Genomic DNA, 24986 nt, shown 5'->3' on the forward strand with positions numbered 1-24986 from the left:
GCATAAACGTTACGGGCAGTCTTGAATACAAAACGAAGAAGCAGATGGTTCTGCCATCGCTTCTCCCGCTTTCTGCACACACATTACATACAGAATATGTGCTTGCCTATTGTTTTTACCTGAGGTCTAGACCAAATCCACTTGGAAGTAGCGGTTACGGGATTAAAATAATACAAACAACCTCCCGAAGGGTCCCAGCCGTTTATCGCATCCTGAACGGCTTGGCGTGCTCTTTCATTAGGTGTTAACCATATCTGACCATCCGCAACAGCAGTAAAGGCTCTCGGTTGAAAAATGACGCCAGAGACTGAATTTGGAAAGCTTGGCGACTTCACACGATTCAATATGACTGCAGCTACAGCCACTTGCCCTTCATACGGCTCACCCCTAGCCTCTCCGTACACAGCGTTTGCCATTAGCTTCAGGTCATTCTCGGAGTAACCCATGTTGTTTGAGTTGCTAACGTTAGAATCCGATGGTTTTGAGCTTGGCGGTTTACTTCCTCCTGATGACGAAGAGGACGGCTTCCAGTTTTTCGTGGCTTTGACCAGCTTATCCTTAGTCTTAGCACCCACGATTCCATCCACTTTAATACCAAATTCGGACTGGAACCATTTGACCGACTTCTGTGTAGCCGTCCCGTATACGCCATCTATTTTTCCATAATAATAACCAAGAAATTTGAGACGTCCTTGAAGCTCGTTAACATCCTGGCCTTTAGAGCCGTATTTCAACGTGGCGCTGCTGAACGTAGCAACCGTATCAGATACGTGCTTCAATTGATATGCGCCAAACAGAACGAGCACGATGCAAGCTGTAATCCAAATCATCCGTTTTCTCATATCTAATGTCTACCTCTCTCTTGATGTATTGACAGGATTGGCAACATTATTATGAGAAAATGGTAATCGTTCTATACATGAATTCCTTAAGAGGATATCTTCGCCTGCTGGTATTGCTCCAATGTCACAAGCACTTCACGTGGACGACTACCGTCCGGAGGACCGATAATGCCTTGCATTTGCATAAATTCAATTAGCCGGCTCGCACGGTTATAACCGACTCTCAGTCTGCGCTGCAATAACGAAGCCGAAGCTTGCTGCCCTTCTAGCACAATCTGAACAGCTTGTTCATACAAATCATCGACTGGTTCATCAGCAGCCATACCATTTTCATCTACTTCAGGTACAAGTCCCTCGTCGTAATTAGCTGCAGCTTGATCGCTGCAGTAGGACACAACAGCTTCCACTTCCTCATCGGATAAGAATGCTCCCTGCACACGAATTGGCTTGGAAGAGCCCATCGGCAAGTACAGCATGTCTCCGCGGCCTAACAGTTTCTCAGCCCCAGCCATATCTAATATCGTTCGGGAATCGACTTGTGACGATACTCCAAAAGCAATTCGAGACGGGATATTGGCTTTAATTACACCTGTAATGACATCAACGGATGGGCGCTGCGTTGCAATGATAAGATGGATACCAGCCGCACGCGCCATCTGTGCCAAACGGCATATTGCATCCTCTACATCGTTGGCTGCTACCATCATTAAATCAGCCAATTCATCAACGATAACAACAATATAAGGCAACACTTTATCCTTATCTGCTTCAACATGCTTATTATATCCTTCTATATTACGAGTGCCTGACTTAGAGAACAGTTCATACCGCTTCTCCATCTCAACAACAATCTTCTTGAGTGCAAGCGATGCTCGCTTAGGGTCTGTTACAACAGGAGCCAGCAAATGCGGGATACCGTTATACACGTTAAGCTCCACCATTTTCGGGTCCACCATTAGAAACTTCACTTCATCTGGCTTCGCCTTATATAAAATGCTAGTGATAATCCCGTTTATACAGACAGACTTACCTGAACCTGTTGCTCCTGCAACGAGTAAATGGGGCATTCTTGCCAAGTTGCCAATGATCGGTGTGCCGGCGATATCTCTACCTAGCGAGATCGTTATCCTCGAAGCAGCATCCACAAAGGTTGGCGTTTCCATCACTTCGCGCATCGTAACAATCGATACATCATTGTTAGGCACTTCGATACCTATAGCCGACTTACCTGGTATTGGCGCTTCCATACGAATATCTTTGGCAGCGAGTGCCAGCGCAATATCATCCGTCAAACTAACGATACGGCTCACTTTCACCCCAATATCAGGTTGAATCTCATAACGTGTTACTGCTGGGCCACGAACAACTTGCAGCACCTTTGCTCTTACTCCGAAGCTTTCGAGCGTTGCTTCAAGCTTACGTGCAGTTTGCATAAAATCAGCCTGATCACCGCCTTTGCCACTGCCTTGCGGCTTGGACAACAATTGAAAGCTTGGCAGCTTATAGGGCTTCACAGGAGGCTTGGGTGGCTCAACAGGAGTTGACTCCACTTGATCTGTCCCCTCAGTCTCTAAGCTTAAGCCTTCTTGTTGATCCACGGCTGACGAAATGTTATTGTCAAGTCCCATACCTTCCAATTCCTCTTCCAGCACGACTGGAATATCACCAAGAGCTTGTGCATGGGGGTTTGGTATTATGGGTTGTGCAGACCAATCATCATCAATGTCATCCTGTCCAGGTATCGTATGATCCTGCTGGTCCCATGACGATTGATGCGCTTCGGCAGTAAAATCATGGAACACAGGCCCTTCATGCTGCGCATCAGATATCGCTGACGTAAGATGAGCCCCACCAGCAGCCAAAGCTGCAGATCGTCTGGCATTAACATTAGTAGCCGTTGGATTGGATACACTTGCTGTTGGTCCCTGCTCCTCATGGAATTCATGCCAATCAGCATCTTGACTATCGTCGCGTCTGCGCCTTCTGCTTGGCTTCGCCTCTGGCGCTTCCCAATCATCATTTGCATCTTCCATATCTTGACCGCGCTCCAGTGTTCGTTTCATATTAAACAATTGGAAAAAGACAGGTGTCTTATAACCTTTCTTAGGCGGTCCATATTCATCATCATCCTCAGAGAAGTCAGGAATCGGTTCACGTTCAGACTTTCTAGCGGGTCGCGTCCCTTCCTCCAGTCGACGTTCATTCAAACGTGCCTTACGTTTCTTCATAAAGGCGGAATAAATTTTCTTCATTTGAGTTCGAATGAGTCGAACCAATTCCACATACGATAATTGGGTTGACAACATAAAACCAATAAATAAAAGTACAATAGTTACTAACTTCGTGCCAAGTGATCCGAAGAGCGCATACAGGAAGCAATACGCCAACAGACCTATGTATCCACCGCTAATATTTTTGTGCAGCATATCACTGACTGTGCCTGTATGAACAGGCTTCCACAACTCGGCAAGCATGTCCTTGTTAACTTCGCTAAATATTTTGCCTGCACTTAGCTCCCCTTGCATTACTGGTGTATGGCGCACGATGACTTCATTAGCCGCTGCTATGGTGCTGATTAAAGTAAGCGCAACAAGAATACACGCGATGCCTGAGATGCGAGGATTCCAGCTTAACTGCCAATTGCGCCTGATCATCACGCTAAGACCTGAATAGATCAAGGTTAAAGGTATGAAAAAATAAAATTTACCAAGCATAAAACCAAACAGCATGGACAACACACGTCCAAAGGGTCCTACGCCAGACAATGCGAGAATAGAGCTTGTAATAAGCAAAATGCCGTATATTTCATATTTGAGATTCTTGCTAAACGACTGCTTCTTGCGTTTTCTTCGGGCCAAATGTTGCCACCTCCAACGGACATTATATCACAGAACAGCCGTTCTTCCTATGTGCCGTTAGCGCTGTCATTGCAGCATTCCGCACAAAGAACCGTACATGATCTGTACGGTTCCATCCTATGCATTATGTCAGTCCCCGACAATTTCTGTAGACTAACCACGCAGGGTGTCGTTTTCACTATGAGAAGCGAATAATATGTCCGGGTTGCAAAGCAGCTTCTAAGTAGTCGCTAATTGTCGTACCTTGAAGCAAGCGCTCTATTCTCACCTCATGCATAGAGATCCGTTCAACCAAGAGCATCCTGCCCTGCCAGCTCATTTCCTCAAATACTGGTTTATGACTGTCCATTCCCTGCGTCACCACTTCAAGCGGCATTATTGTATACATCGTCATGATTAGTTCCCCCGTCCTGGAGGATTCGTTTGTTGCGATATCGATGACTGAGAATGTTCTGTATACATTGGTGCTGCAGGCTGCTGCCCCTCTGCTAAGTTATTTGGTATATGTCCGTTTTCGACGAGACCTTTTTTATTCACAATACTATCCGTGGTCCCTGTAGCCCGCTTCACTTCAATAAGACGATTTAGATGCTGTAAAGCAGTCTGGATACCGCCGATCTCATCTATCAGTCCTACACGCACTGCGTCTGTGCCGATCACAGTTGTACCTATATCTCTTGTCAGCTCACCAGTCTTAAACATTAATTCTTTAAAGGCATCATCTGTGATATTTGAATGACTTACAACAAACCGAACAACCCGCTCCTGCATTTTATCCAAATATTCAAACGTCTGAGGCACACCAATAACTAATCCAGTAAGTCGAATCGGATGGATCGTCATTGTTGCTGTTTCTGCAATAATCGAGACGTTGGATGCTACCGCTATAGGCACACCTATGCTATGTCCTCCGCCCAACACCAATGTGACCGTAGGTTTAGACAATGAGGAAATCATTTCTGCAATCGCCAAACCAGCCTCCACATCTCCGCCAACCGTATTAAGAATAACAAGAACGCCTTCAATCTTCGAATTCTGCTCTGCTGCAACCAATTGCGGAATGATATGCTCGTATTTTGTTGTTTTATTCTGCGGAGGTAAAATAATATGCCCCTCCACCTGCCCTATAATATTAAGGCAATAAATATTCGATTCCCCAGGACTAGGTATAGATGCAGTACCTAGCTGCTGTATGTTCTGTACAGTTGGGGGTGCTTTATCACCGATCGGCTCTTGCGGAAAAGCAGGCACCTGAGGCGGTTGATCATTCGTAATCCAATTTGAATTAGGCACCTTATTCATATTAAATTGGGGAGTTCCCTGATCCGACTGTATTTCGTTTTGTGACACATCGTTCCCTCCATTCTATACCGATGCTGTCATAGGTTGCTCTATCCGGTATAGACTTATTCGGAAACCAAAAAAGCTCTTGGCAGTATCCCTGCGGTAAAGGGATATCACCAAGAGCTCTAGACATGCAGTGACTTGAGTGCGACCAAAGGTCACACTACTGGTATTAATAACATTAAACTTCCATTATTATCGGCAGAATCATTGGGCGACGTCGAGTCTGCTCATACAAGAAACGACCGAGCGCATCCTTGACGTGAGTCTTCAATGACGCCCATTCGTTGACGTTCTCACTCATTAAGCGCTGAAGAGTCGACGTAACGATTCGGTTCGCCTCATCAAGCAGCCCTTCTGACTCGCGTACATAAACGAATCCGCGAGAAATGATGTCTGGCCCCGACAGAATCGTGCCATCCTGCTTGCTCAAAGTGACCACGACTACCAAGATGCCATCTTGCGACAACAGCTTGCGGTCGCGTAGCACAATGTTACCCACATCTCCTACACCAAGTCCGTCAATGAGTACATATCCGGATGGAACCTTGGATCCGCGGCGTGCAACGCCATTCTGAATCTCTACCGTGTCACCGATATCTGTGATAAAGATGTTCTCACGCTCAATACCGACAGCTTCCGCCAATTGCGCATGATGACGAAGCATACGATACTCACCGTGGATAGGAATGAAGTACTTCGGCTGCATCAGATTCAGCATAAGCTTTAATTCTTCTTGACTACCGTGACCTGATACATGGACACCTGTAGAAGATCCGCCATAGATGACGTTAGCCCCTAGGCGATACAATTCATCAACAGTTCGTCCAACATATTTCTCGTTACCTGGGATAGGTGTAGCAGCGATTACGACGGTATCGCCTGGTAAAATATCAACTTTACGGTGCGTAGAGCGAGCCATACGAGTCAATGCTGACATCGGTTCGCCTTGACTTCCAGTTGACAAAATAACAACACGATCAGCAGCCATCTTGTTAACTTCTTCTGGCTCGATCAACATCCCGTCTGGAATGTTAAGGTATCCGAGTTCAGAAGCGATAGTGACGACGTTCACCATGCTTCTACCTACTACGGTTAACTTGCGATTAGTGGCATGTGCTGCTTCAATAACTTGCTGCACACGATGAATATTGGAAGCGAATGTAGCTACTACTACTCGCTGTTGAGACTTTCTAAAGATCTCTTCCAGTTTCACTCCTACACTGCTCTCGGAAGGAGTAAAGCCTGGACGTTCTGCATTAGTACTGTCAGACAGTAATGCCAACACCCCGCGCTTGCCAATCTCGGCCATTCGGTTAAGATCTGCATACTGCGCGTTCACAGGTGTATGGTCAAACTTAAAGTCCCCCGTATGTACGACTGCACCTTCAGGTGTGTCCAGACATACGCCGACCGAATCTGGAATCGAGTGATTTGTCTTAAAGAAGCTCGCTGTGATCGTTCCAAGCGGCACTTCCGAATCAGCTGTTATCAAGATACGCTTTGTGTCACCAAGCAAATTCGCTTCACGCAGCTTGCTTTCGATCAAGCCGAGTGTCAAACGTGTGCCGTAAACCGGAACGTTCAAATGACGTAATACATACGGCAAACCACCTATATGGTCTTCATGTCCGTGCGTAATGATAATTCCTCTAACTTTGTCACGATTCTCAGTCAAGTATGATATATCAGGTATGACGATATCGATTCCGAGCATATCCTCTTCTGGAAACTTTAATCCGGCATCAATTACTACGATATCGTTACCGTACTGAACGACGTACATGTTTTTTCCGATTTCACCTACGCCGCCCAAAGCAAAAATAGACAATTTATCTGTATTGGTCTTCTTCGACAATGTAATCTTAAACCTCCTATATATTCAGTTGGCCGTCGCACCAACGAACACTCTTTGTTATGAAAAATATACCGCACCCAGTCACTTGATAATCATTATACATGAACGTTAGGAAAAAACACAAGTCAGCGTTTTGATACGAATATCTTCCCCTAAAAATGAAAAAGAGATGCTGATATCAGCTAATTCGGATAAACTTCTTATCATTTCACTCATAAAAATAGCTAAAATGACCGATTGGATGGCTGATTAGACATCATAAGCGATCCTAGAATGTTCTCATAAAAAGAAGCGGCCTAAGGCCGCTCCTCTTACGTATCCATAATTAACAAGCAGTAAATAAGTATTATTGATAACTGAAATGATAATAAAATTCTCGAAAATTAGGAGCTTAAAGTTCGACTGATTTCTGAACCAGTTGTCGAATAAAAGCCTGCTCATCAATCGAAGCCGGTACGAGAGGAAGCCGTACACTGCCCACCTCGTACCCTATTAGCTGTAGAGCATACTTGACTGCCACAGGGTTCGGCACGGGATGCGGCGCTTCGAAAAGCCCCTTAAAAACAGGATGAAGCTGATGATTAAGGTCCACTGCCTCTTGCACATGACCAGCCACATATGATTCTATCATCTGCTTCATTTGAGCACCTACAAGATGAGCTGCTACGCTCACGATACCATAGCCGCCTACACTTAAACATGGCAAGGTAGCAGCATCATCTCCGCTGTACACACGGAATGAAGCGGGCGCTCCCGCAGCGATTAATGACATCTGTTCAATAGAAACACATTCCTTTGTGGCAACGATATTCGATACGTCTCGTGCCAATCGAAGTGTTGTATCTACACTGATGCTTGCACCTGTCCGCCCCGGTACATTGTACAACATAACAGGAAGTCGAGTAGACTCTGCAATAGCTTTAAAATGCTGGTACATGCCTTCCTGATTTGGCTTATTGTAGTATGGAACAACAAGCAGCACCCCGTCTACCCCTGACATTTCAGCAATACGCGTCAGATGGATGGAATGTGCTGTATTGTTGCTGCCTGTTCCTGCAATAATACGTGCTCGACCGCGAGCCTTCTCTACAGCAAAGCGGAACATGGCCGCTTTCTCTTCATCCGATAACGTAGGTGATTCGCCAGTTGTCCCACAAATGACAAGACTATCATTTCGTTGAACGTCAATTAAGTAATCGATTAATTGTTCTGCTTGCTGCCAATTAATTGTCAGGTCCTCATGAAACGGCGTAACCATCGCCGTAATTAATCTTCCGAATTCCATTAGTGGACTCCTCTCTTGCGCATTCATTCTGCAAGCCAAGAAAGCCAATTACACAACAAATGACTTTAGCGATGAAGTTCAAACTTGGCATGCAATGCGCGTAATGCACGTACCATGTCTTCTTTACGAACAAGTACCCAGATGGTAGTGTTGGAATCTGCCGATTGTAAAATTTGAATCTCCTGCTTCGTAAGTGCTTCTACAATATGGGCCATAATACCTGGCACTCCATTGATGCCTCCCCCAATTACAGACACTTTAGCGCACGCTGGCAATGACTTCGGCTTATAGCCTAGTTGGTGAAGTACTTCAAGTGCCCGCTCCGCATCACTATCAAACACCGTATATACGGCGCCAGATGGGGTAACATTAATAAAGTCAACACTTATCTGGTTATGCGCCATCGCTTTAAATACGTTTAACTGGAGGTCTTCAGCACCATCGTGTGCCTCAACCGTAATCTGTGTAACGTTACTAACGTATGCAATTCCCGTTACAAAGCGATCAACAATACCTGGGTGGAAATCACTGAACCCTTCGGGATGAGTTACCAACGTCCCTTCATCATCTGAGAAGGTTGACCGTACGCGTACAGGAACTTGCGCCTGCATAGCAATCTCAACCGCACGAGGATGAATGACTTTAGCCCCGTGATGGGCCATATTGCATATTTCAGCATAGCTAACAATCGTTAAAGGCTTCGCATCCTCTACCAGACGTGGGTCTGCTGTTAATATTCCGTTAACATCGGTATAAATATCCACGATTTCGGCACGTAATGCCGCACCAAGTGCTGTTGCCGAAGTATCACTACCACCACGTCCCAATGTCGTAAAGTCACCTTGTTCTGTTTGTCCCTGAAACCCAGTTACGATAACAACCTTGTTCTCTTTTAATGCATTTAGAACACGATCAGGACGAATATCGAGAATGCGAGCATTGCCGAAATGCTGATCTGTCTTAAACCCTGCCTGTGCTCCTGTAAATACCGTGGCAGGTATGCCTTCGCTTAACAATAAACTGCATAAAGTGGTAGCTGATATAATTTCACCGCAGCACAGCAATAAATCCTGTTCGCGAGCAGGTAGTTGATTGCCATTATGATCGATCCAATCTAACAAAGTATCCGTTGCGTAAGGTTCCCCTTTGCGTCCCATGGCGGAAACGACAACAGCAATGTGATACCCTTGTGCCAATTCACGGCGAATATGGTGGATAACCCGTTCTCTGGCTTCAGATGTAGATAAGGAAGTTCCACCGAACTTCTGTACAAGTATACGCATGCGTAATTCCTCCAACAATGAAGACTGACTGCCAGAACGTAGGTCTGGACAAAAAAGCAGGAGCGGTCTTGCTACTCCTGCCGCTCCGATGCAATGTACTCTGCAATTTGTACCGCGTTCCAAGCAGCGCCTTTTAACAAATTGTCGGAAACGACCCACATATTGAGTGCTCGAGGATGGTACAAGTCACGACGCAAGCGGCCAACAAATACATCTGGCTTGCCCGCTGCTTCTGTAGCTAACGGATAAGATTGAGTGGCGATATCGTCTTGCAGCGTAATGCCAGGAGCATCTTGCAGCAATTGGCGAACTTCTGCCAAGTCAAAGTCGTCTTTCAACTCAACGTATACGGATTCCGAGTGGCCATACACGACCGGTATACGTACGCATGTCGCAGTAACTTGGAGATCTTCATCATCCATAATCTTTTTCGTTTCACGGATCATCTTCATTTCTTCCAACGTAAAGCCGTTATCTTGGAATTTATCAATTTGCGGAACTGCGTTAAATGCAATCTGATGCTTTACCGGTAAAGAAGACACCGGCAAAAGGTCAGGCTCAACCGCATTGCCATCCAATACTTCCTTGGATTGACGGAGCAGTTCGTCAATAGCACGACTACCTGCGCCGGATACTGCCTGGTAAGTAGAAACGATAATACGATCAATGCCATAACGGTCATACAGCGGCTTGAGAGCTGCTACCATTTGAATCGTCGAACAGTTCGGATTTGCAATAATCCCCTTATGCTCTTTAATCTTATCCTCATTGACTTCAGGAACAATTAGCGGAGTGTTCGGGTCCATACGATAAGCATTCGTATTGTCGATACAAACCGCACCACGCTCGACAGCCGCTGGAGCAAGTGCTTTTGTTACATCTCCACCTGCACTGAATAACGCGATATCAATTCCATTAAAGCTTTCTGGATGAGCTTCTTCCACCGTATGCTCTACACCATTAAAGTTGATCTTGGTGCCAGCGGAACGGGCAGAAGACAAGAGCTTAAGTTCCTGAATAGGAAAATTGCGTTCTGCGAGCAGCTTTAAAATCTGCTCCCCAACTGCCCCTGTTGCGCCTACTACTGCTACATTAAACCGCTTTTGATTCGTCATTTGTCGTTTCTCCCCTCTACCCCGCATAAGTGCGTAAAGAGCGTGATATCATCGATCATCACGCTCGGTCAAGCCATGTCATTTATACTGAAAGCGTTCAATGATGAGCGGCTGCAACTGTTTCCCTTCAAGAGCCGCTGCACACGCTTCAGGAATCAATTCCATTCTAGCAACTAATGAATTCGGCTTCTGTGCCGGATTATCCTGACCATACGGGACAAAGTATATGTTCTTCGTTACAAGCAATTTCGCAATGTTAGCTGCATTCAGACCCAACCCATCATTGGTGGATATCGCAAGCACTAGCGGCCTTAAGTTGCGCATCTGTGCTTTAGCAGCCATTAATACTGGACTGTCTGTTACGGCGTTTGCGAGCTTACTTGTTGTATTCCCTGTGCATGGTGCGATAACAAGTACATCCAGCAGCTTGGAAGGCCCTAATGGTTCAGCCTCAACAATTGAAGAAATCATATCATTCCCCGTAATATCTTTCAACTGCTGCTGCCAGTACTGCGATTTCCCGAAGCGGGTATCTGTTGTCATAACCGTATTGGATACGATGGGAACAACACGTGCACCCAAATCTACAAATCGCTGAATCTGCGGCATTACTTCTTCGAACGTACAATGAGATCCCGTCAAAGCATACCCGACGGTAATCCCCTTATAATCAAGGCTCATGCCTCATTCCCCCGCTTCTGCGTAATCTCCGACAGCAGTTGGCTGATGATGTGAGCGAGAATGCGGCCCGCGGTCTTCGGTGCTACGATTCCTGGCAATCCAGGGGCTAACATGGCTTTAATTCCGCGCTTCTCAGCGAAACGAAAATCAATGCCTCCTGGCTTAGAAGCCAAATCTATAAGCACCGCACGGTTCGGCATCTGAGCGATGACCTGTGCTGTGACTATCATAGTCGGTATCGTATTAAAAAGCAAGTCGATATTTGTCACTTGATTTGACAATTCACCCACATAAAACGGCTTAAAACCCATCTCGGTAGCTCGTGCAAAATGTTCATCTCGGCGCACGCCAATACGCACATTTGCACCCAGACCTAAGAGGCTTCGAGCCATTGTGAAACCTGTTCTTCCCATGCCAAGAACAATTGTCTCAGAGCCATGAAGAGTAATATCCGTATGCTGGATCGCCATCATAATGGCACCCTCCGCTGTCGGAATCGAGTTATAGATAGCTACGTCATCACGTTCGAACAATTCCACCAACTGGATATTGTGTGTTCCGCAAAGATTGCTTAAGTAAGGTTTGGCCATGCCTGTAAAAACAACCGCATGCTTTGGAAGCGCTGCGACTAGCTCTTCTGTCAGCGTTAACTCTTCGGAAGTGAATATCGCATGTACACGACCGTTCTCGTCCGTTCCGACTGCCGGCAGCACAAGTGCATCTGCGGACTGCAGCAGCTCAGGAGACAACGGTTGACGTTGTACACCATGGTAGGGATTCGACAATTGGTCAAATCCGATTAAGGTCACGCTGGCATCCAGCTCCGCAAGCTTCTGAAACATTTCGAGTTGTCTGGCATCTCCGCCTATGAACACGACATGAACTCCGGTCAACATGTTCGCCCTTCACTCCTTTCTAATTGCCCTACTACACATATAGAACATTTTATGCAATAGCCTAGAAAGGGTGCAGCAGCTGTCGCACTAAAAATGTAGAGATGCACTCATGAAAGAAGAATATCTTTATTTCCGCGTAGTGATAAAAAAACAGCACAGCCTCCTAACGGAGGTCGTGCTGTTCATTATGACATTATTTAGTACCTGTGTGGCCAAATCCGCCTTCACCACGTACCGTCTCAGACAAATCATCAACCTGAATAAGGTGGACGGTTGGAACTTCTTGAATCACCATTTGAGCAATACGTTCATTTCGCTCGATCGTAAATGCCACCTGACCATGGTTAATTAATAACACCTTGACCTCACCACGATAATCGGCATCAATTGTGCCTGGTGAGTTAAGGCATGTTACGCCATGTTTATACGCTAACCCGCTTCGTGGTCGAACCTGTGCTTCTAACTGAGGCGGTAGCGCCATCGCAAATCCAGTGGGTACAAGCGCACGATGTCCTGGAGCGAGAGTTATTGGCTGTTCAACTGCTGCATATAGATCAAATCCTGCTGCCAATTCAGACATCTGCTGTGGCATCGGAACATCCTCGTTACCTGGTAATTTCTTAATTTGTACCTCGTAAGTCGCTTGCAACAAGATAATCCCTCCTAAAAGCCGAAATCGCCTGATCATTGGCACCTACCATGGACACAGCAAAGGGCTTGGAAACCATTTGCTTAATGATGTGATCCACATCATCCATCGTAACAGCTTCAATGCGAGCGATAATTTCATCTAATGTATAATGTCTGCCTACCATCAATTCGTTCTTGCCTAGACGATTCATTCTGCTGCCTGTACTTTCCAGACTCAGGATGAGACTGCCTTTGAGCTGCTCTTTGCCCTTCATCAGTTCGTCACTGGTTAATCCTTTTGCTGTCATCCCTTCAAGCACTTCCAGCGTTAGGTTAAGCACGTCAGTCGTCTGCTTTGGCGCAGTACCCGCATACACCGTAAATAGGCCGCTGTCCGCATGAGAAGAATGATAAGAATATACAGAATAGGCGAGACCACGCTTTTCACGTATCTCCTGGAACAAACGAGAACTCATTCCGCCGCCAATGACATTATTCAGAATAATCATCGCGTATAAGCGTGGATCTGTCATTGAACAACCAGGAAGACTCAAGCAAATATGGTTCTGCTCTGTCTTCTTCTCGTGATACAACAAATCGCTGTGAAATGCAGGTGCATCATATTGCTGCTCTTCATGATCGTTATGATAATGACCAAAATGATTTTCTAACAGCTCTATGATTGAGTCATCAAAGTTGCCAGCAACCGCAACAACCGTATTTGCTACACTATAATGCTGCTTCATGTACTGACGCAAATGCTCGGCCTTCATCGGCTGCAGCCGCTCTTCAGTTCCCAAGATCGGGTAGGCAAGCGGATGAGATCCGTAAGCCGCACGTGTCACCAGATCGTGAACCGTATCGTCCGGTGTGTCATCATACATCGCAATTTCTTCTAAAATGACGTTCTTCTCTTTATCCAATTCTGATGGGTCAAAATTAGATCGGAAAAACATATCTGAGAGTACATCTACCGCGATCGGAAGATGTTCATCTAACACTTTTGCATAGTAACACGTATATTCCTTCGATGTAAAAGCATTAACGTTTCCGCCAATAGCATCGAATGATTCCGCGATTGCTTGTGCATCGAATCTCTCTGTTCCCTTGAACAGCATATGTTCAATAAAGTGGGAAATTCCGTTCGTTGTCTCATTCTCGTTACGGGATCCAGTCTTGACCCAGATACCAAACGAGACCGAACGGCATGTAGGTATTTTCTCTAATACGACTCTCAAGCCGTTACGCAATTGCAATTTCTTCAACGGAGGTCCTCCTCAACCGTGATCAATGCCTATCTAATCCTATCAAAAAAATGGTCACGGCTCAACTTTTAACTCCCCATGCCGCTTCTCCGACAATATTTCGCTTACCGTTCCGAGAGCCAGCTTCTTCTGTTTGATCACATGAATCATACTTTGAAGGGCTGAACTTGAAGACGATGTCGGATGCATGAGAATTAAGGTACCCGCCTCGAGCTTCGCCCTTAGCCGTTGGACGATCGTCGCAGGGCTTGGATGACGCCAATCCAACGTATCAAACGTCCACATAACGGTTCGCATCCCAAGCGAAGCAGCTGTTCGGACTGTAAGAGCATTAAAATCACCAGAAGGTGGGGCAAACCACTTACTATTCACACCAAAGGTCGCTTTAACTACTTTCTCGGTCTTTGCTATTTCTTGATGCTGAAGTCCTTCACTAAGCGTACTCATATTAGGATGTGTATAAGCGTGGTTGCCAACCTCATGTCCTGCCTTATAAATCGCTTTAGCCAGCTCTGGATTTTTGGTTAGCCAAGATCCATCAAAGAAAAAGGTCGCTTTTACCTGCTCACTTTGCAGTGTCTCTAATATGGGCTCGATAAATTCGTTTCCCCACGCCACATTAATCATCAAAGCAGCCATAGGTTTATTCGAATTACCTTTAAACACGGGGCTCGGGGGAAGCTGCGACAAGGTAACAGTCGGCTCCGTTTCGCGATAAGCAAGCTGAAGCGGCATCTTCGTTTCATCCACACGTTTATTAAGCGCATAACTTTGTTCAACATCTACTTCAAGCCCATTGTAACCTGGAATGGCTTTCCACACACGATCTATCGTTGCGTTTATAGGTTGAATTGTACGAGATTTTGCTATATCCATAATACGTTCCATTAATGGATCAGCTACCATAACCGACTGTTCATTACTGTCAAAGGCATGCATCCATGAAGCAGTGGTTTTTTGCTCTTTGATAAAAGAGCCTACCTCTGTCAGCCGTACAATCGCTAATACAAAGATGCAGCTCATTATGACCGTTATTGCTTTGCGTATATTTGGCCCCATCTTGTCCATCCCTTCTCATACCATTGTCCTTTTCCATTCTATGCTAAAAAGGATAACGTTATGCGGACAAGTCTAATAACCTAATATTACAAATGCAAAAAAAGAGCCAGAATTGGATCTGCCTCTTTCCTTAACGGTATAAACAACCTCTTAGTACATATTGTAATAAGAGGTTGGGCAATTAGGATTGTGTCGGACGATCGTTACGCGGCGGACGTGGTCCGCTGTTTGGTCTGCGATCGCGGTCCGGACGATCAGAGCGCTGCGGTCTTGATTGTGGAGCCGATGCTGCTGCTCCTTCTGCTCCCGCAGGTTCAAGCAATACACGACGTGACAAGTTGATACGACCTTGTTGATCAATCTCGGTCACTTTAACCTCGATCTTATCGCCAATCGCTACAACATCCTCAACCTTAGCCACACGTTCTGTCGACAGCTGGGATACATGAACCAAGCCCTCTTTGTTCGGAAGTACTTCAACAAAGCAGCCAAATTTCTCAATCCGCTTAACAGTTCCTGTGTACACCTCACCAACAGCAACCTCACGAACGATGCCTTCAATAATTTCACGGGCACGTTCATTCGATTCCTGGCTCGGCGAAGCGATGAAGATACGGCCGTCTTGCTCAATATCGATCTTGACGCCAGTTTCTTCAATAATCTTGTTGACGACTTTACCGCCAGCGCCGATTACGTCACGGATCTTGTCAGGATTAATATTCATCGTCAAAATCTTAGGCGCATATGGAGACAACGTTGCACGTGGCTCTTGAATGGCTTCCATCATCTTGCCGAGTATATGAAGTCGGCCTTCACGTGCTTGTGCCAGCGCTTGCGTCAAGATATCGCGGTCAATACCATTGATCTTAATATCCATCTGAATGGCAGTCACACCTTCAGCTGTACCTGCTACTTTAAAGTCCATATCGCCAAGGTGGTCTTCCATCCCTTGAATATCAGACAAGATTGAGAAATGTTCTCCATCTTTGATCAAGCCCATTGCAATACCCGCTACAGGAGCTTTAATAGGTACGCCAGCATCCATCATAGCCAAAGTACTTGCACAAATACTCGCTTGTGATGTAGAACCATTGGATTCCAATACCTCGGAAACGAGACGGATCGTATATGGGAATTCCACTTCAGATGGAATAACTTTGGACAAAGCACGTTCACCTAATGCACCATGACCGATCTCACGACGACCTGGCGCACGCAATGGACGAGCTTCACCAACGGAAAACGGAGGGAAGTTGTAATGATGCATAAAACGTTTGGACTCTTCCAGGCCAATGCCATCAAGAATCTGCACATCACCAAGTGCACCTAGCGTACAAATCGACAAAGCTTGTGTCTGACCACGTGTAAACAGACCAGAACCGTGCGTACGTGGCAATTGCTTCACATCACACTCGATAGCGCGAATTTCCGCCAATTGACGACCGTCAGGACGAACTTTGTCATGTGTAATTAAACGACGAACTTCTTCCTTCACGATGTCATAAAGAGTTTCTTTGACGTCATCCAGCTTGTCCAGTTGTTCAGCGTACATTGCAGTAAAATGTTCAACTGTTTCTTGATTGATAACATCAATTGCATCTTGCCGAGCATGCTTTTCAGGAATACGGATAGCTTCCACTAAGCGCTCCTGAGCAAATGCACGAACCTCTGTATTCACTTCTGCATCAACCGTATGAAGCTTTACAGCCATCTTTTCTTTGCCAGCTTCAGCCACAAATTTCTCAATCGTAGCTACGATTGTTTTAATTACATCGTGACCAAACATGATAGCTTCCAGCATCGTTTCTTCGGATACTTCATTTGCTTCAGCTTCCACCATCATAATGGCATCCTTAGTACCTGATACAACTACGTGCAGATCGCTTTTCTCTTCTTGCTCTACCGTTGGGTTAATAATAAATTGTCCGTCAACACGGCCAACGATTACGCCGCCAATTGGTCCGTTAAATGGAACGTCCGATATTGAAAGTGCTGCGGAAGTACCGATCATCGCTGCAATTTCTGGTGGACAATCTTGATCCACGCTCATAACGATATCCATAATCTGAATATCGTTGCGGAACCCTTCCGGGAACAATGGACGAATTGGACGGTCTATGAGGCGGCTTGCCAATATTGCTTTCTCGCTTGGACGTCCTTCGCGTTTAATAAATCCACCTGGAATTTTACCTACAGCGTACAAACGCTCTTCATAGTTAACTGTGAGCGGGAAAAAGTCTAAATCTTTAGGTTCTTTAGATGCGGTTACGGTACACAACACAACTGTATCTCCGTAAATCACCTTAACCGCTGCGTTTGCTTGTTTAGCCAAATGGCCGTACTCCAAGGCAAACGGTCTGCCGCCGAGATCCATCTCGATGCGATGCATGGGAAATCCCTCCTTAATGTAACGTTACTATTTTCTATGCTAATCCCATTATTTCCTGCTATAAGCCGCAAAAACCGTGCTCTTCCCAACTTTATTATGACAAGGGCAATCGGCACTAATGCCATCTATAGGACAACAACCATTAGTTATGTATAAAGCACCCGAAGGTGCCTCAGTGAATAACATCCGCTTTACGATAAAAAGCAACCCGGTTGCAGGCCGCGTTGTCGGCGGCGTATCACAACCAGGCTGCTTGGGTTCAAGCTATTAACGGCGCAGACCGAGTTTGGCGATCAAAGCGCTGTAACGGGTAACATCTTTGTTTTTCAAGTAAGCCAACAGCTTACGACGTTGACCGACCATTTTCAACAATCCACGACGGGAATGATGGTCTTTCTTATGCGTACGCAAGTGATCTGTTAAGTTTACAATGTTTTCCGTGAGGATAGCGATCTGAACTTCCGGAGAACCCGTGTCGGAAGCATGAGTCTTGTGCTCTTCGATAAGCTGTTGCTTACGTTCTTGAGTCAAAGCCATCCTATTCACCTCCCAAAATAAATAATATAGTATATCCGAAAGCCTCGTCACCGTCGGTGAGATCGAGTAACCAAGCTATGGACAAGCCGCGAATAACGCGACAATGTTATCAGTATATCATCAATTCCGCGCAAAGTAAAACATTATGACGGAAACGCCTGCAGACGTTTCCGTGCTGCATCCGCATCGCGTTGAATCTGATCGATCAACTCGTGCACAGAAGAAAATTTCTTCTCGGAGCGCAAATACTCTACTAAGTGCACGGTCATGGTCTCGCCATAGATATCTTCATCGAAATCAAACAGATGCGCTTCGATGACCGGCTCCATGATATCGCTGCGGAACGTAGGCTTTAATCCTATACTCATTACGCTGTCATACATCTTGCCGCGTACAAATGCACGAACCGCATATACGCCAAGACGCGGAATAAAATAAGGCTCCTCTGGATGAACATTAGCAGTCGGATACCCGATTGTACGTCCACGTTTCTCACCATGCACAACCTCGCCGCGTATAGAATAAGTGCGCCCAAGCAAATGGTTAGCCTGCCTCATATCACCTTCGAGCAGACAACCCCGAATCCGTGTACTGCTAACCTTCACACCCTCGTCATCGCAAGGCTCTACAATATCAACTGTAAAGCAATTGCTTCCAGCCACCTTCAGGTTCTCAGCAGTTCCTGCTCCGCGATGGCCATATCGATAATCAAAGCCACACACCACATGCTTGGCACCAAGCCTGCATACAGCTTGTACAAATTGTTCTGGCGTAATAAGTGCAAAGTCTGTGTCAAAGTCGACTACATATAATCGATCCAGTCCCATCTCAGCCAAAATACGTTCCTTCTCATGCAGTGGCGTTAAATAACGGTCGTAACCTGTTCTGCCAAATACATGCTTCGGATGTGGATGAAAAGTCATCATACCTACAGAAAGGCCATGTTCTCTACCATGCTTCAAAGCACGCGCAATAACATGTGCATGCCCTTGATGTATGCCGTCAAAGTGACCGAGAACGAGCACTTGTTCCGCATGGTTCAGCTCCCAAGTGGCATCCTCTAATGAATTTTGAAGTACTATTGTCTGCATTGTTCTCTAAACTCCTACATCCACCCCGGGATTAGTATGTTCTTCCATTCACAATATCTGCTGCGAAAAGGGCGCAAGCTTAAACAGCGACTTCATGCTTGCGCCATCTTAATTAAGTTGTTGATGGTAAAAACACTTTAACCGGTCGCAAGCACGTATCTTCGGCAGGTACGTGGAACAACCCGTAAAATGCTTCTTGTTCATCATACAACCGATACAACTGATTCGTCAAAGGTTGGAATGAACAGGCTCGAAATGGAATGCCTCGACCTTGAACGGCATAATGAGCAAAAGCGTCAAGCATGTGTAAAGCAGGTACATGTGACATCGCTTGCTCAACTGGCTGCAGAAGCGCCTCGACCGATCCCTCATTTGCCGCCTGCTGAATCTGCTCTATCGTATAACATTGTTCTGCAGTATACTGAGCAGACATCGTTCGAATTAAAGATTCCATCGTAGATGGCACCTCTAATGCCCGTCCAATATCCACGCATAAAGTGCGAATATATGTCCCTTTCGAACAAGTGACCCGGAATCGAACTGTTGGTTCGCTCACACTCAGATTCATATCCAACACTTCAATATCATGGATGGTTACGGTGCGTGATTTACGTTCCACCGTCTTGCCTTCACGAGCTAATTCATAAAGTCGCTGTCCGTTGACTTTTACGGCCGAATACATCGGTGGAACCTGATCAATCTGACCTGAGAATGATGCCATAACTTCTCGAACCCGTTCCTCTGTAAGATGAGCAGCATCCATTCTTTCCATAACAGTTCCACTGCTATCTTCCGTGTCCGTAGCAACTCCAAAACGAAGCACGGCTTCGTACTGCTTGGGCAGCTCTTGCAAATATTCCACAATTCGTGTTGCCTTGCCTACACATAGCGGTAACACACCGGTTACTTGCGGATCAAGTGTCCCCGTGTGGCCGATTCGCTTCTCTCTTACGATGCCGCGCACTTTGGCGACGACATCATGTGATGTCCATCCTTCTGGCTTCCAAACCGGAAGGATGCCATTTAGACTTGTCATAATCGTTGTTTCACCTGCTCTAATACGGCTTTTATCGTGTCATCCAGCGGCTCGGTCAACGTACAGCCTGCTGCTCTCACGTGTCCTCCACCGCCAAACGTTTGTGCAACCTCAGCTACGTTGACTTTACCAGCTGAACGCATGCTCACTTTAATACGGCCATTCGCATTAACTTTAAACAACAAACCTACCTCGACACCCTCTACATTTCGCGGGTAGTTGACCAGCCCTTCCAGATCCTCGTTTAAAGCACCCGTCTCCGTCATGTCTTCTGGTGTTATATACAACCAAGCAATCCGGTGATCATCTGAAAATGCAAGTCGGCCAAGACCTTTTTGAATCAGACTCATTTGAGCAAAGGACATCTTTTCTAACAAACGATCTGCTATATCATTGCCATCAACACCCAGCGCAAGCAGTGCAGAGGCTATTGCCATTACATGAGGTGTAGTGTTGCTATAGCGGAATCCGCCTGTGTCCGTCAGCAATCCCGTATACAGCATCGTAGAGACGTCAAGGTCCAATGTGACCTTGCCTTGTGCAAACATATCAAACAAGATCTCAGCCGTTGCGGCAGCATTATCGCGAATACATGCAACACTTCCATAACGATTGTTAGTCGGATGATGATCGATGTTCAGCAGAGGAACGTCTGACGTAATCCATTCCTTGATCCTGCCAATTCTGTCATAATCCGCACAATCTACACATATGACCGCTTGAAAAGCAGGCGCTTCTGCCTGATCCAGCTCCTCATGTATCATGACGTTGTCTGTATTAGCCATAAATTGCAAACGGACTGGTATCTGATTCTCATTAACCATGGTAAACGTTTTGTCCCACAAGTTCAGCAGCCAGCCGATAGCAAGCGTAGAGCTTATAGCGTCACCGTCAGGATTTACATGTGCCACAACCAGAAACTGATCATGTTCCTGAATAAACCGCAACGCACGATCAAGATCGTGCGCATATGTAGGGTGGAACAACCCATCTGCAGAAGTATGCATACTCACTGCAGATGTTGTTATTCCCATATTTAATTGATTGGCAGCATCAAACTTATTCGCCATGGGATTCGTTCCCATCACGAACATCATTTAGCAACCGTTCAATGCGGCTGCCGTACTCAATGGACGTATCCAACTTGAATACAAGCTCTGGCGTGTGACGAAAACGAATACGTTTGCCCAGCTCCGAACGAAGATATCCGTTCGCTTTATCCAGTGCCTTTAAAGAATTCTCGCGGGCTTCTTCATCTCCCAGAACACTCAAGTACACTTTAGCTAAAGACAGATCATTCGTTACATCTACACCTGTGACGGTGAGAAAGCCGATACGAGGGTCTTTAAGTTCTGTCTGGATAAGCAGACTTAATTCTTTCTTAATCTGCTCACCGACGCGACCTGTACGAATCTTAGCCATAAAAATCACCTCTTATTCTCGGTAGCGACTACTTGCGTTCTACTGTTTCCATTGCGAACGCTTCGATGATGTCGCCTTCCTTAAGATCATTATATTTCTCAAGCATAATACCACACTCATAGCCTTGGGCCACTTCTTTGGCATCATCTTTGAAACGTTTCAAGGAATCGATCTTGCCTTCGAAGACTACAATACCCTCACGAATAACACGAGTCTCCGCGTTGCGCACGATCTTGCCGGATGTTACCATACAACCTGCGATTGTACCGACTTTACCGATCTTAAACGTGTTACGCACTTCAGCATGACCAAGTACTACTTCTTTATATTCTGGATCAAGCATGCCCTTCATCGCTTGTTCGATTTCTTCAACGATCTTGTAGATGACACGGTGCAAGCGAACGTCAACTTTCTCTTGATCTGCCGTCAACTTAGCTTGTGCATCAGGACGAACGTTAAAACCGATAACGATAGCATTGGATGCTGTTGCCAAAATAATATCAGACTCCGTAATCGCACCCGCACCGGAAAGAATAATCTTCACGCGCACGCCTTCTACTTCAATCTTCTGAAGGGAGCCTTTGAGGGCTTCAACAGAACCTTGAACGTCGGCTTTGATGATTACGTTCAGTTCTTTCATTTCACCATCTTTGATGTGCTTGAAGAGATCATCCAATGTAACGCGTGTATTGGCGCCTAATTGGCTTTGGCGAAGTGTCGTTGTACGCTTTTCCGAAATGGAGCGTGCTTTGCGCTCGTCTTCGAATACGATAAACGGATCCCCTGCCTGTGGAACCTCAGTCAAACCAGTAATCTCGATTGGAGTAGACGGACCCGCTTCTTTTAAGCGACGGCCGCGGTCGTTTACCATGGCGCGCACACGCCCGAAGGACGTACCAGCGATTAATGGATCACCGACTTTAAGCGTACCTTGTTGAACCAGAATACGTGCAACTGGTCCACGACCTTTGTCTAGCTCAGCCTCAATAACTGTACCACGAGCCAGCTTATTAGGGTTCGCTTTGAATTCATTCACCTCAGAAACAAGGAGAATCATTTCCAGCAACTCTTCTAAGCCCGTACGCTGCTTAGCAGACACATTTACAAAGATAGTGTCTCCGCCCCACTCTTCTGGAACGAGCTCATAATTTGTTAATTCTTGTTTAACACGGTCTGGATCAGCACCAGGCTTATCGACTTTGTTGACAGCTACAATAATAGGGACACCAGCTGCCTTAGCATGACTGATTGCTTCTACCGTTTGCGGCATAACGCCGTCATCCGCTGCTACAACGATAATGGTAATGTCCGTAACTTGGGCACCACGAGCACGCATTAATGTAAATGCTTCGTGACCTGGTGTATCCAAGAAGGTGATTTTTTTATTGTTAATCTCGACTTGGTACGCACCGATATGCTGCGTAATACCGCCTGCTTCTGCGCTTGTAACGTTTGTTTTACGAATCGAGTCAAGCAGCGTCGTCTTACCATGGTCAACGTGACCCATGATCGTAACAACTGGAGGCCGTACGACTAAGTTCTCCGCTTCTTCTACTTCTTCTTCTTCTTCAAACGGATCTTCTTGCACTGGAAGCTTCACTTCTACCTCGACCTTATAGTCGTCAGCAATTAATTGAATCGTATCCAGATCGATCTCTTGGTTAATTGTAGCCATAAGACCCATCAAAAAGAGCTTTTTGATAACTTCGGAAGCATCTTTATGAAGCAGCTTTGCCAGATCACCAACAGTCATATCTCCGCGCACGATAATTTTCTTTGGTGTATTATCAACCTTTTCGCGCACTTCTCCATGACGTTGGTTCTTGCCTCTACCTTTACCTCTGCCACCACGCATATTACGGCTGTCGTCAAAACGTTTATTATCCGTTCTGCCGCCTTTGCCCGTGCCTCTTGCACCTGGCTTGTTTCGATCCCCTGCACCTTTGTCATCATACTTAGTAGGACGGGTACCTTGGTTCAAACGAGCCGGTTGCGGCTTCTCTCCAACTGGACGAGCTGCTGCTGGAGCAGCAGGCTTCTGGAAGGAGCTGCGGTTAGCACCAGGTGCTCCACCGCTCTGTGGACGACGGTCTTGACCGCCTCTGTTATCACGGTTGCCTTGTCCTTGACCTTGGCCACCTTGTCCTTGCGGACGGCCTTGGCTGTTGTATGGACGGGACGGACGATCTCCTTGTCCTTGACCTTGGCCACCTTGTCCTTGCGGACGACCTTGGCTGTTGTACGGACGGGACGGACGATCTCCTTGTCCTTGACCTTGGCCACCTTGTCCTTGCGGACGGCCTTGGCTGTTATACGGACGGGACGGACGATCTCCTTGTCCTTGGCCTTGACGATTACCGTCACGACGTTGACCGTCACGATTACCGCCGGATTGACCAGTCCGTTCACGACTGTCTTGAGATGGACGACTGTCTCGTTCTCCCGTGCGTTGTCCTTCTGCACGTTCTTGACGTGCAGGCTGATCCGAGCGCTTCGGCGCCTCGGCAGATGGATTTACTTGGCTGACTTGCGCTTCTTGCTTCGAAGGCTGACCTTCACGCTTCGCTTGCGCATTTGCTTTGACGTCTTTAAAAAACTGTTCTACTTTACCCACAGCATCATTCTCCATTACACTCATATGATTGTTTACAGGATAATCAAGTCGCTTTAGAATCGTAATAATTTCTTTACTGCTCATATTCAACTGCTTAGCATACTCATAAACTCTTAGTTTATCCTTATTTTCCTTCTCTTGTTTACTCAATATACTCCACCTCCGACAAAGTAATAAGCCCGTTCTTCATCATGCTCGCGAAGCCGTTGTCTGTCACACCCACAATTACTCGGTCCAGCTTCCCTAAGCTCTCCCCTAGCTCATCGCGTGTGAATCCAATGACAAGCGGTACGTTATAGGTCTGGCATTTGTCACGAAACTTCTTCTGAGTGTTCTCCGAAGCATCGCTTGCCACAAACACTAAACGAGCTTGATTGCTGCGTATTGCTTTAAACACAATGTCGTCTCCGGTAACTAACTTCCCGGCGCGCTGTGCAAGTCCTAGCTGAGACAGCACTTTATTCTTCATCATCATGATCCCGCTCCTTGCTCGCGAGAAACTCATCTTCGACGCGAATAAAATCTTGCGCTAACTGTTCATATATATTGGCGTGCACTGGATGTTTCAGTGCACGGTCAAGAGCTTTAGATTTGTGAGCCAATTTAAAACACGATAACTTACCGCACAGATAAGCGCCTCTTCCTGACTTTTTGCCTGTCAAGTCAATCAGCACTTCATCCTCTGGAGACTTAACCACACGGATAAGTTCCTTCTTTGGCATCATTTGTTGACACGCCACACATTTGCGCAGCGGAATTTTTCTTAGTTTCATGACGATCC

22 protein-coding genes are annotated in these 24986 nt (G+C 46.1%); all 22 read right to left on the minus strand.

Going from position 1 to position 24986, the window contains the following annotated elements:
• Nucleotides 1-83: 83 nt before the first annotated feature.
• Nucleotides 84-842, minus strand: a complete 759-nt coding sequence (sleB, locus tag QP775_RS07385) for a spore cortex-lytic enzyme (RefSeq protein ID WP_239328217.1) — start codon at nt 840-842, stop codon at nt 84-86.
• 86 nt (nt 843-928) lie between these two features.
• Nucleotides 929-3700, minus strand: coding sequence for an FtsK/SpoIIIE family DNA translocase (locus tag QP775_RS07390; RefSeq protein WP_285104876.1), 2772 nt, complete (start codon nt 3698-3700; stop codon nt 929-931).
• A 178-nt stretch (nt 3701-3878) separates the two neighbouring features.
• The gene (locus tag QP775_RS07395) at nt 3879-4094 is read right to left on the minus strand and encodes a YlzJ-like family protein (protein ID WP_239328219.1); all 216 of its coding nucleotides are present in this window, start codon (nt 4092-4094) and stop codon (nt 3879-3881) included.
• Nucleotides 4095-4096: 2 nt separating this feature from the next.
• On the minus strand, nt 4097-5002 hold the full coding sequence (locus tag QP775_RS07400) for a ClpP family protease (RefSeq protein WP_483312006.1): 906 nt from the start codon (nt 5000-5002) through the stop codon (nt 4097-4099).
• A gap of 223 nt (nt 5003-5225) precedes the next feature.
• On the minus strand, nt 5226-6902 hold the full coding sequence (locus QP775_RS07405; RefSeq protein ID WP_028545212.1) for a ribonuclease J: 1677 nt from the start codon (nt 6900-6902) through the stop codon (nt 5226-5228).
• A gap of 391 nt (nt 6903-7293) precedes the next feature.
• Nucleotides 7294-8187 carry a 4-hydroxy-tetrahydrodipicolinate synthase gene (gene dapA / locus QP775_RS07410; protein ID WP_285104880.1) on the minus strand — a complete coding sequence of 298 codons (894 nt, stop codon included), beginning with the start codon at nt 8185-8187 and terminating at the stop codon, nt 7294-7296.
• 65 nt (nt 8188-8252) lie between these two features.
• Nucleotides 8253-9470: an aspartate kinase gene (gene dapG / locus QP775_RS07415; RefSeq protein WP_239328221.1), complete on the minus strand. Its 1218-nt coding sequence runs from the start codon at nt 9468-9470 to the stop codon at nt 8253-8255.
• A 71-nt stretch (nt 9471-9541) separates the two neighbouring features.
• A complete protein-coding gene (locus QP775_RS07420) occupies nt 9542-10585 on the minus strand; it encodes an aspartate-semialdehyde dehydrogenase (protein WP_239328222.1) in 1044 nt (347 codons plus the stop codon).
• A 78-nt stretch (nt 10586-10663) separates the two neighbouring features.
• Complete coding sequence (locus QP775_RS07425; RefSeq protein WP_285104883.1) at nt 10664-11266, minus strand: dipicolinate synthase subunit B; 603 nt, start codon at nt 11264-11266, stop codon at nt 10664-10666.
• Nucleotides 11263-12162: a dipicolinate synthase subunit DpsA gene (dpsA, locus tag QP775_RS07430; RefSeq protein WP_285104885.1), complete on the minus strand. Its 900-nt coding sequence runs from the start codon at nt 12160-12162 to the stop codon at nt 11263-11265. The genes QP775_RS07425 and dpsA overlap by 4 nt, the downstream gene beginning before the upstream one ends.
• A 193-nt stretch (nt 12163-12355) precedes the next feature.
• Complete coding sequence (gene dut, locus QP775_RS07435; RefSeq protein ID WP_285104887.1) at nt 12356-12814, minus strand: dUTP diphosphatase; 459 nt, start codon at nt 12812-12814, stop codon at nt 12356-12358.
• Nucleotides 12783-14057 carry a M16 family metallopeptidase gene (locus QP775_RS07440; RefSeq protein ID WP_239328225.1) on the minus strand — a complete coding sequence of 425 codons (1275 nt, stop codon included), beginning with the start codon at nt 14055-14057 and terminating at the stop codon, nt 12783-12785. Before QP775_RS07440 ends, dut begins: the two co-directional genes overlap by 32 nt.
• A gap of 54 nt (nt 14058-14111) precedes the next feature.
• On the minus strand, nt 14112-15116 hold the full coding sequence (locus QP775_RS07445) for a polysaccharide deacetylase family protein (RefSeq protein ID WP_285104890.1): 1005 nt from the start codon (nt 15114-15116) through the stop codon (nt 14112-14114).
• A gap of 181 nt (nt 15117-15297) precedes the next feature.
• On the minus strand, nt 15298-17505 hold the full coding sequence (pnp, locus tag QP775_RS07450; RefSeq protein ID WP_285104892.1) for a polyribonucleotide nucleotidyltransferase: 2208 nt from the start codon (nt 17503-17505) through the stop codon (nt 15298-15300).
• 267 nt (nt 17506-17772) lie between these two features.
• Entirely contained in the window at nt 17773-18042 is a 270-nt protein-coding gene (gene rpsO, locus QP775_RS07455; RefSeq protein WP_028545203.1) for a 30S ribosomal protein S15, read from the minus strand.
• A 143-nt stretch (nt 18043-18185) separates the two neighbouring features.
• Nucleotides 18186-19133 carry a bifunctional riboflavin kinase/FAD synthetase gene (locus tag QP775_RS07460; protein ID WP_285104895.1) on the minus strand — a complete coding sequence of 316 codons (948 nt, stop codon included), beginning with the start codon at nt 19131-19133 and terminating at the stop codon, nt 18186-18188.
• A gap of 112 nt (nt 19134-19245) precedes the next feature.
• A complete protein-coding gene (gene truB / locus QP775_RS07465) occupies nt 19246-20169 on the minus strand; it encodes a tRNA pseudouridine(55) synthase TruB (RefSeq protein WP_285104897.1) in 924 nt (307 codons plus the stop codon).
• Nucleotides 20166-21176 carry a DHH family phosphoesterase gene (locus tag QP775_RS07470; protein ID WP_285105758.1) on the minus strand — a complete coding sequence of 337 codons (1011 nt, stop codon included), beginning with the start codon at nt 21174-21176 and terminating at the stop codon, nt 20166-20168. Before QP775_RS07470 ends, truB begins: the two co-directional genes overlap by 4 nt.
• 52 nt (nt 21177-21228) lie before the next feature.
• Nucleotides 21229-21591: a 30S ribosome-binding factor RbfA gene (gene rbfA, locus QP775_RS07475; protein ID WP_239328231.1), complete on the minus strand. Its 363-nt coding sequence runs from the start codon at nt 21589-21591 to the stop codon at nt 21229-21231.
• Between the two features lie 28 nt (nt 21592-21619).
• Complete coding sequence (gene infB / locus QP775_RS07480) at nt 21620-24355, minus strand: translation initiation factor IF-2 (RefSeq protein WP_285104899.1); 2736 nt, start codon at nt 24353-24355, stop codon at nt 21620-21622.
• Nucleotides 24348-24677 (minus strand): L7Ae/L30e/S12e/Gadd45 family ribosomal protein, encoded by a 330-nt coding sequence (locus QP775_RS07485; RefSeq protein ID WP_239328693.1) that lies wholly within the window; start codon nt 24675-24677, stop codon nt 24348-24350. Before QP775_RS07485 ends, infB begins: the two co-directional genes overlap by 8 nt.
• Entirely contained in the window at nt 24664-24978 is a 315-nt protein-coding gene (gene rnpM, locus QP775_RS07490; protein WP_239328233.1) for an RNase P modulator RnpM, read from the minus strand. The genes QP775_RS07485 and rnpM overlap by 14 nt, the downstream gene beginning before the upstream one ends.
• Nucleotides 24979-24986: the final 8 nt, after the last annotated feature.

This window comes from Paenibacillus sp. UMB4589-SE434, assembly GCF_030226685.1.
GTDB lineage: Bacteria > Bacillota > Bacilli > Paenibacillales > Paenibacillaceae > Paenibacillus_B.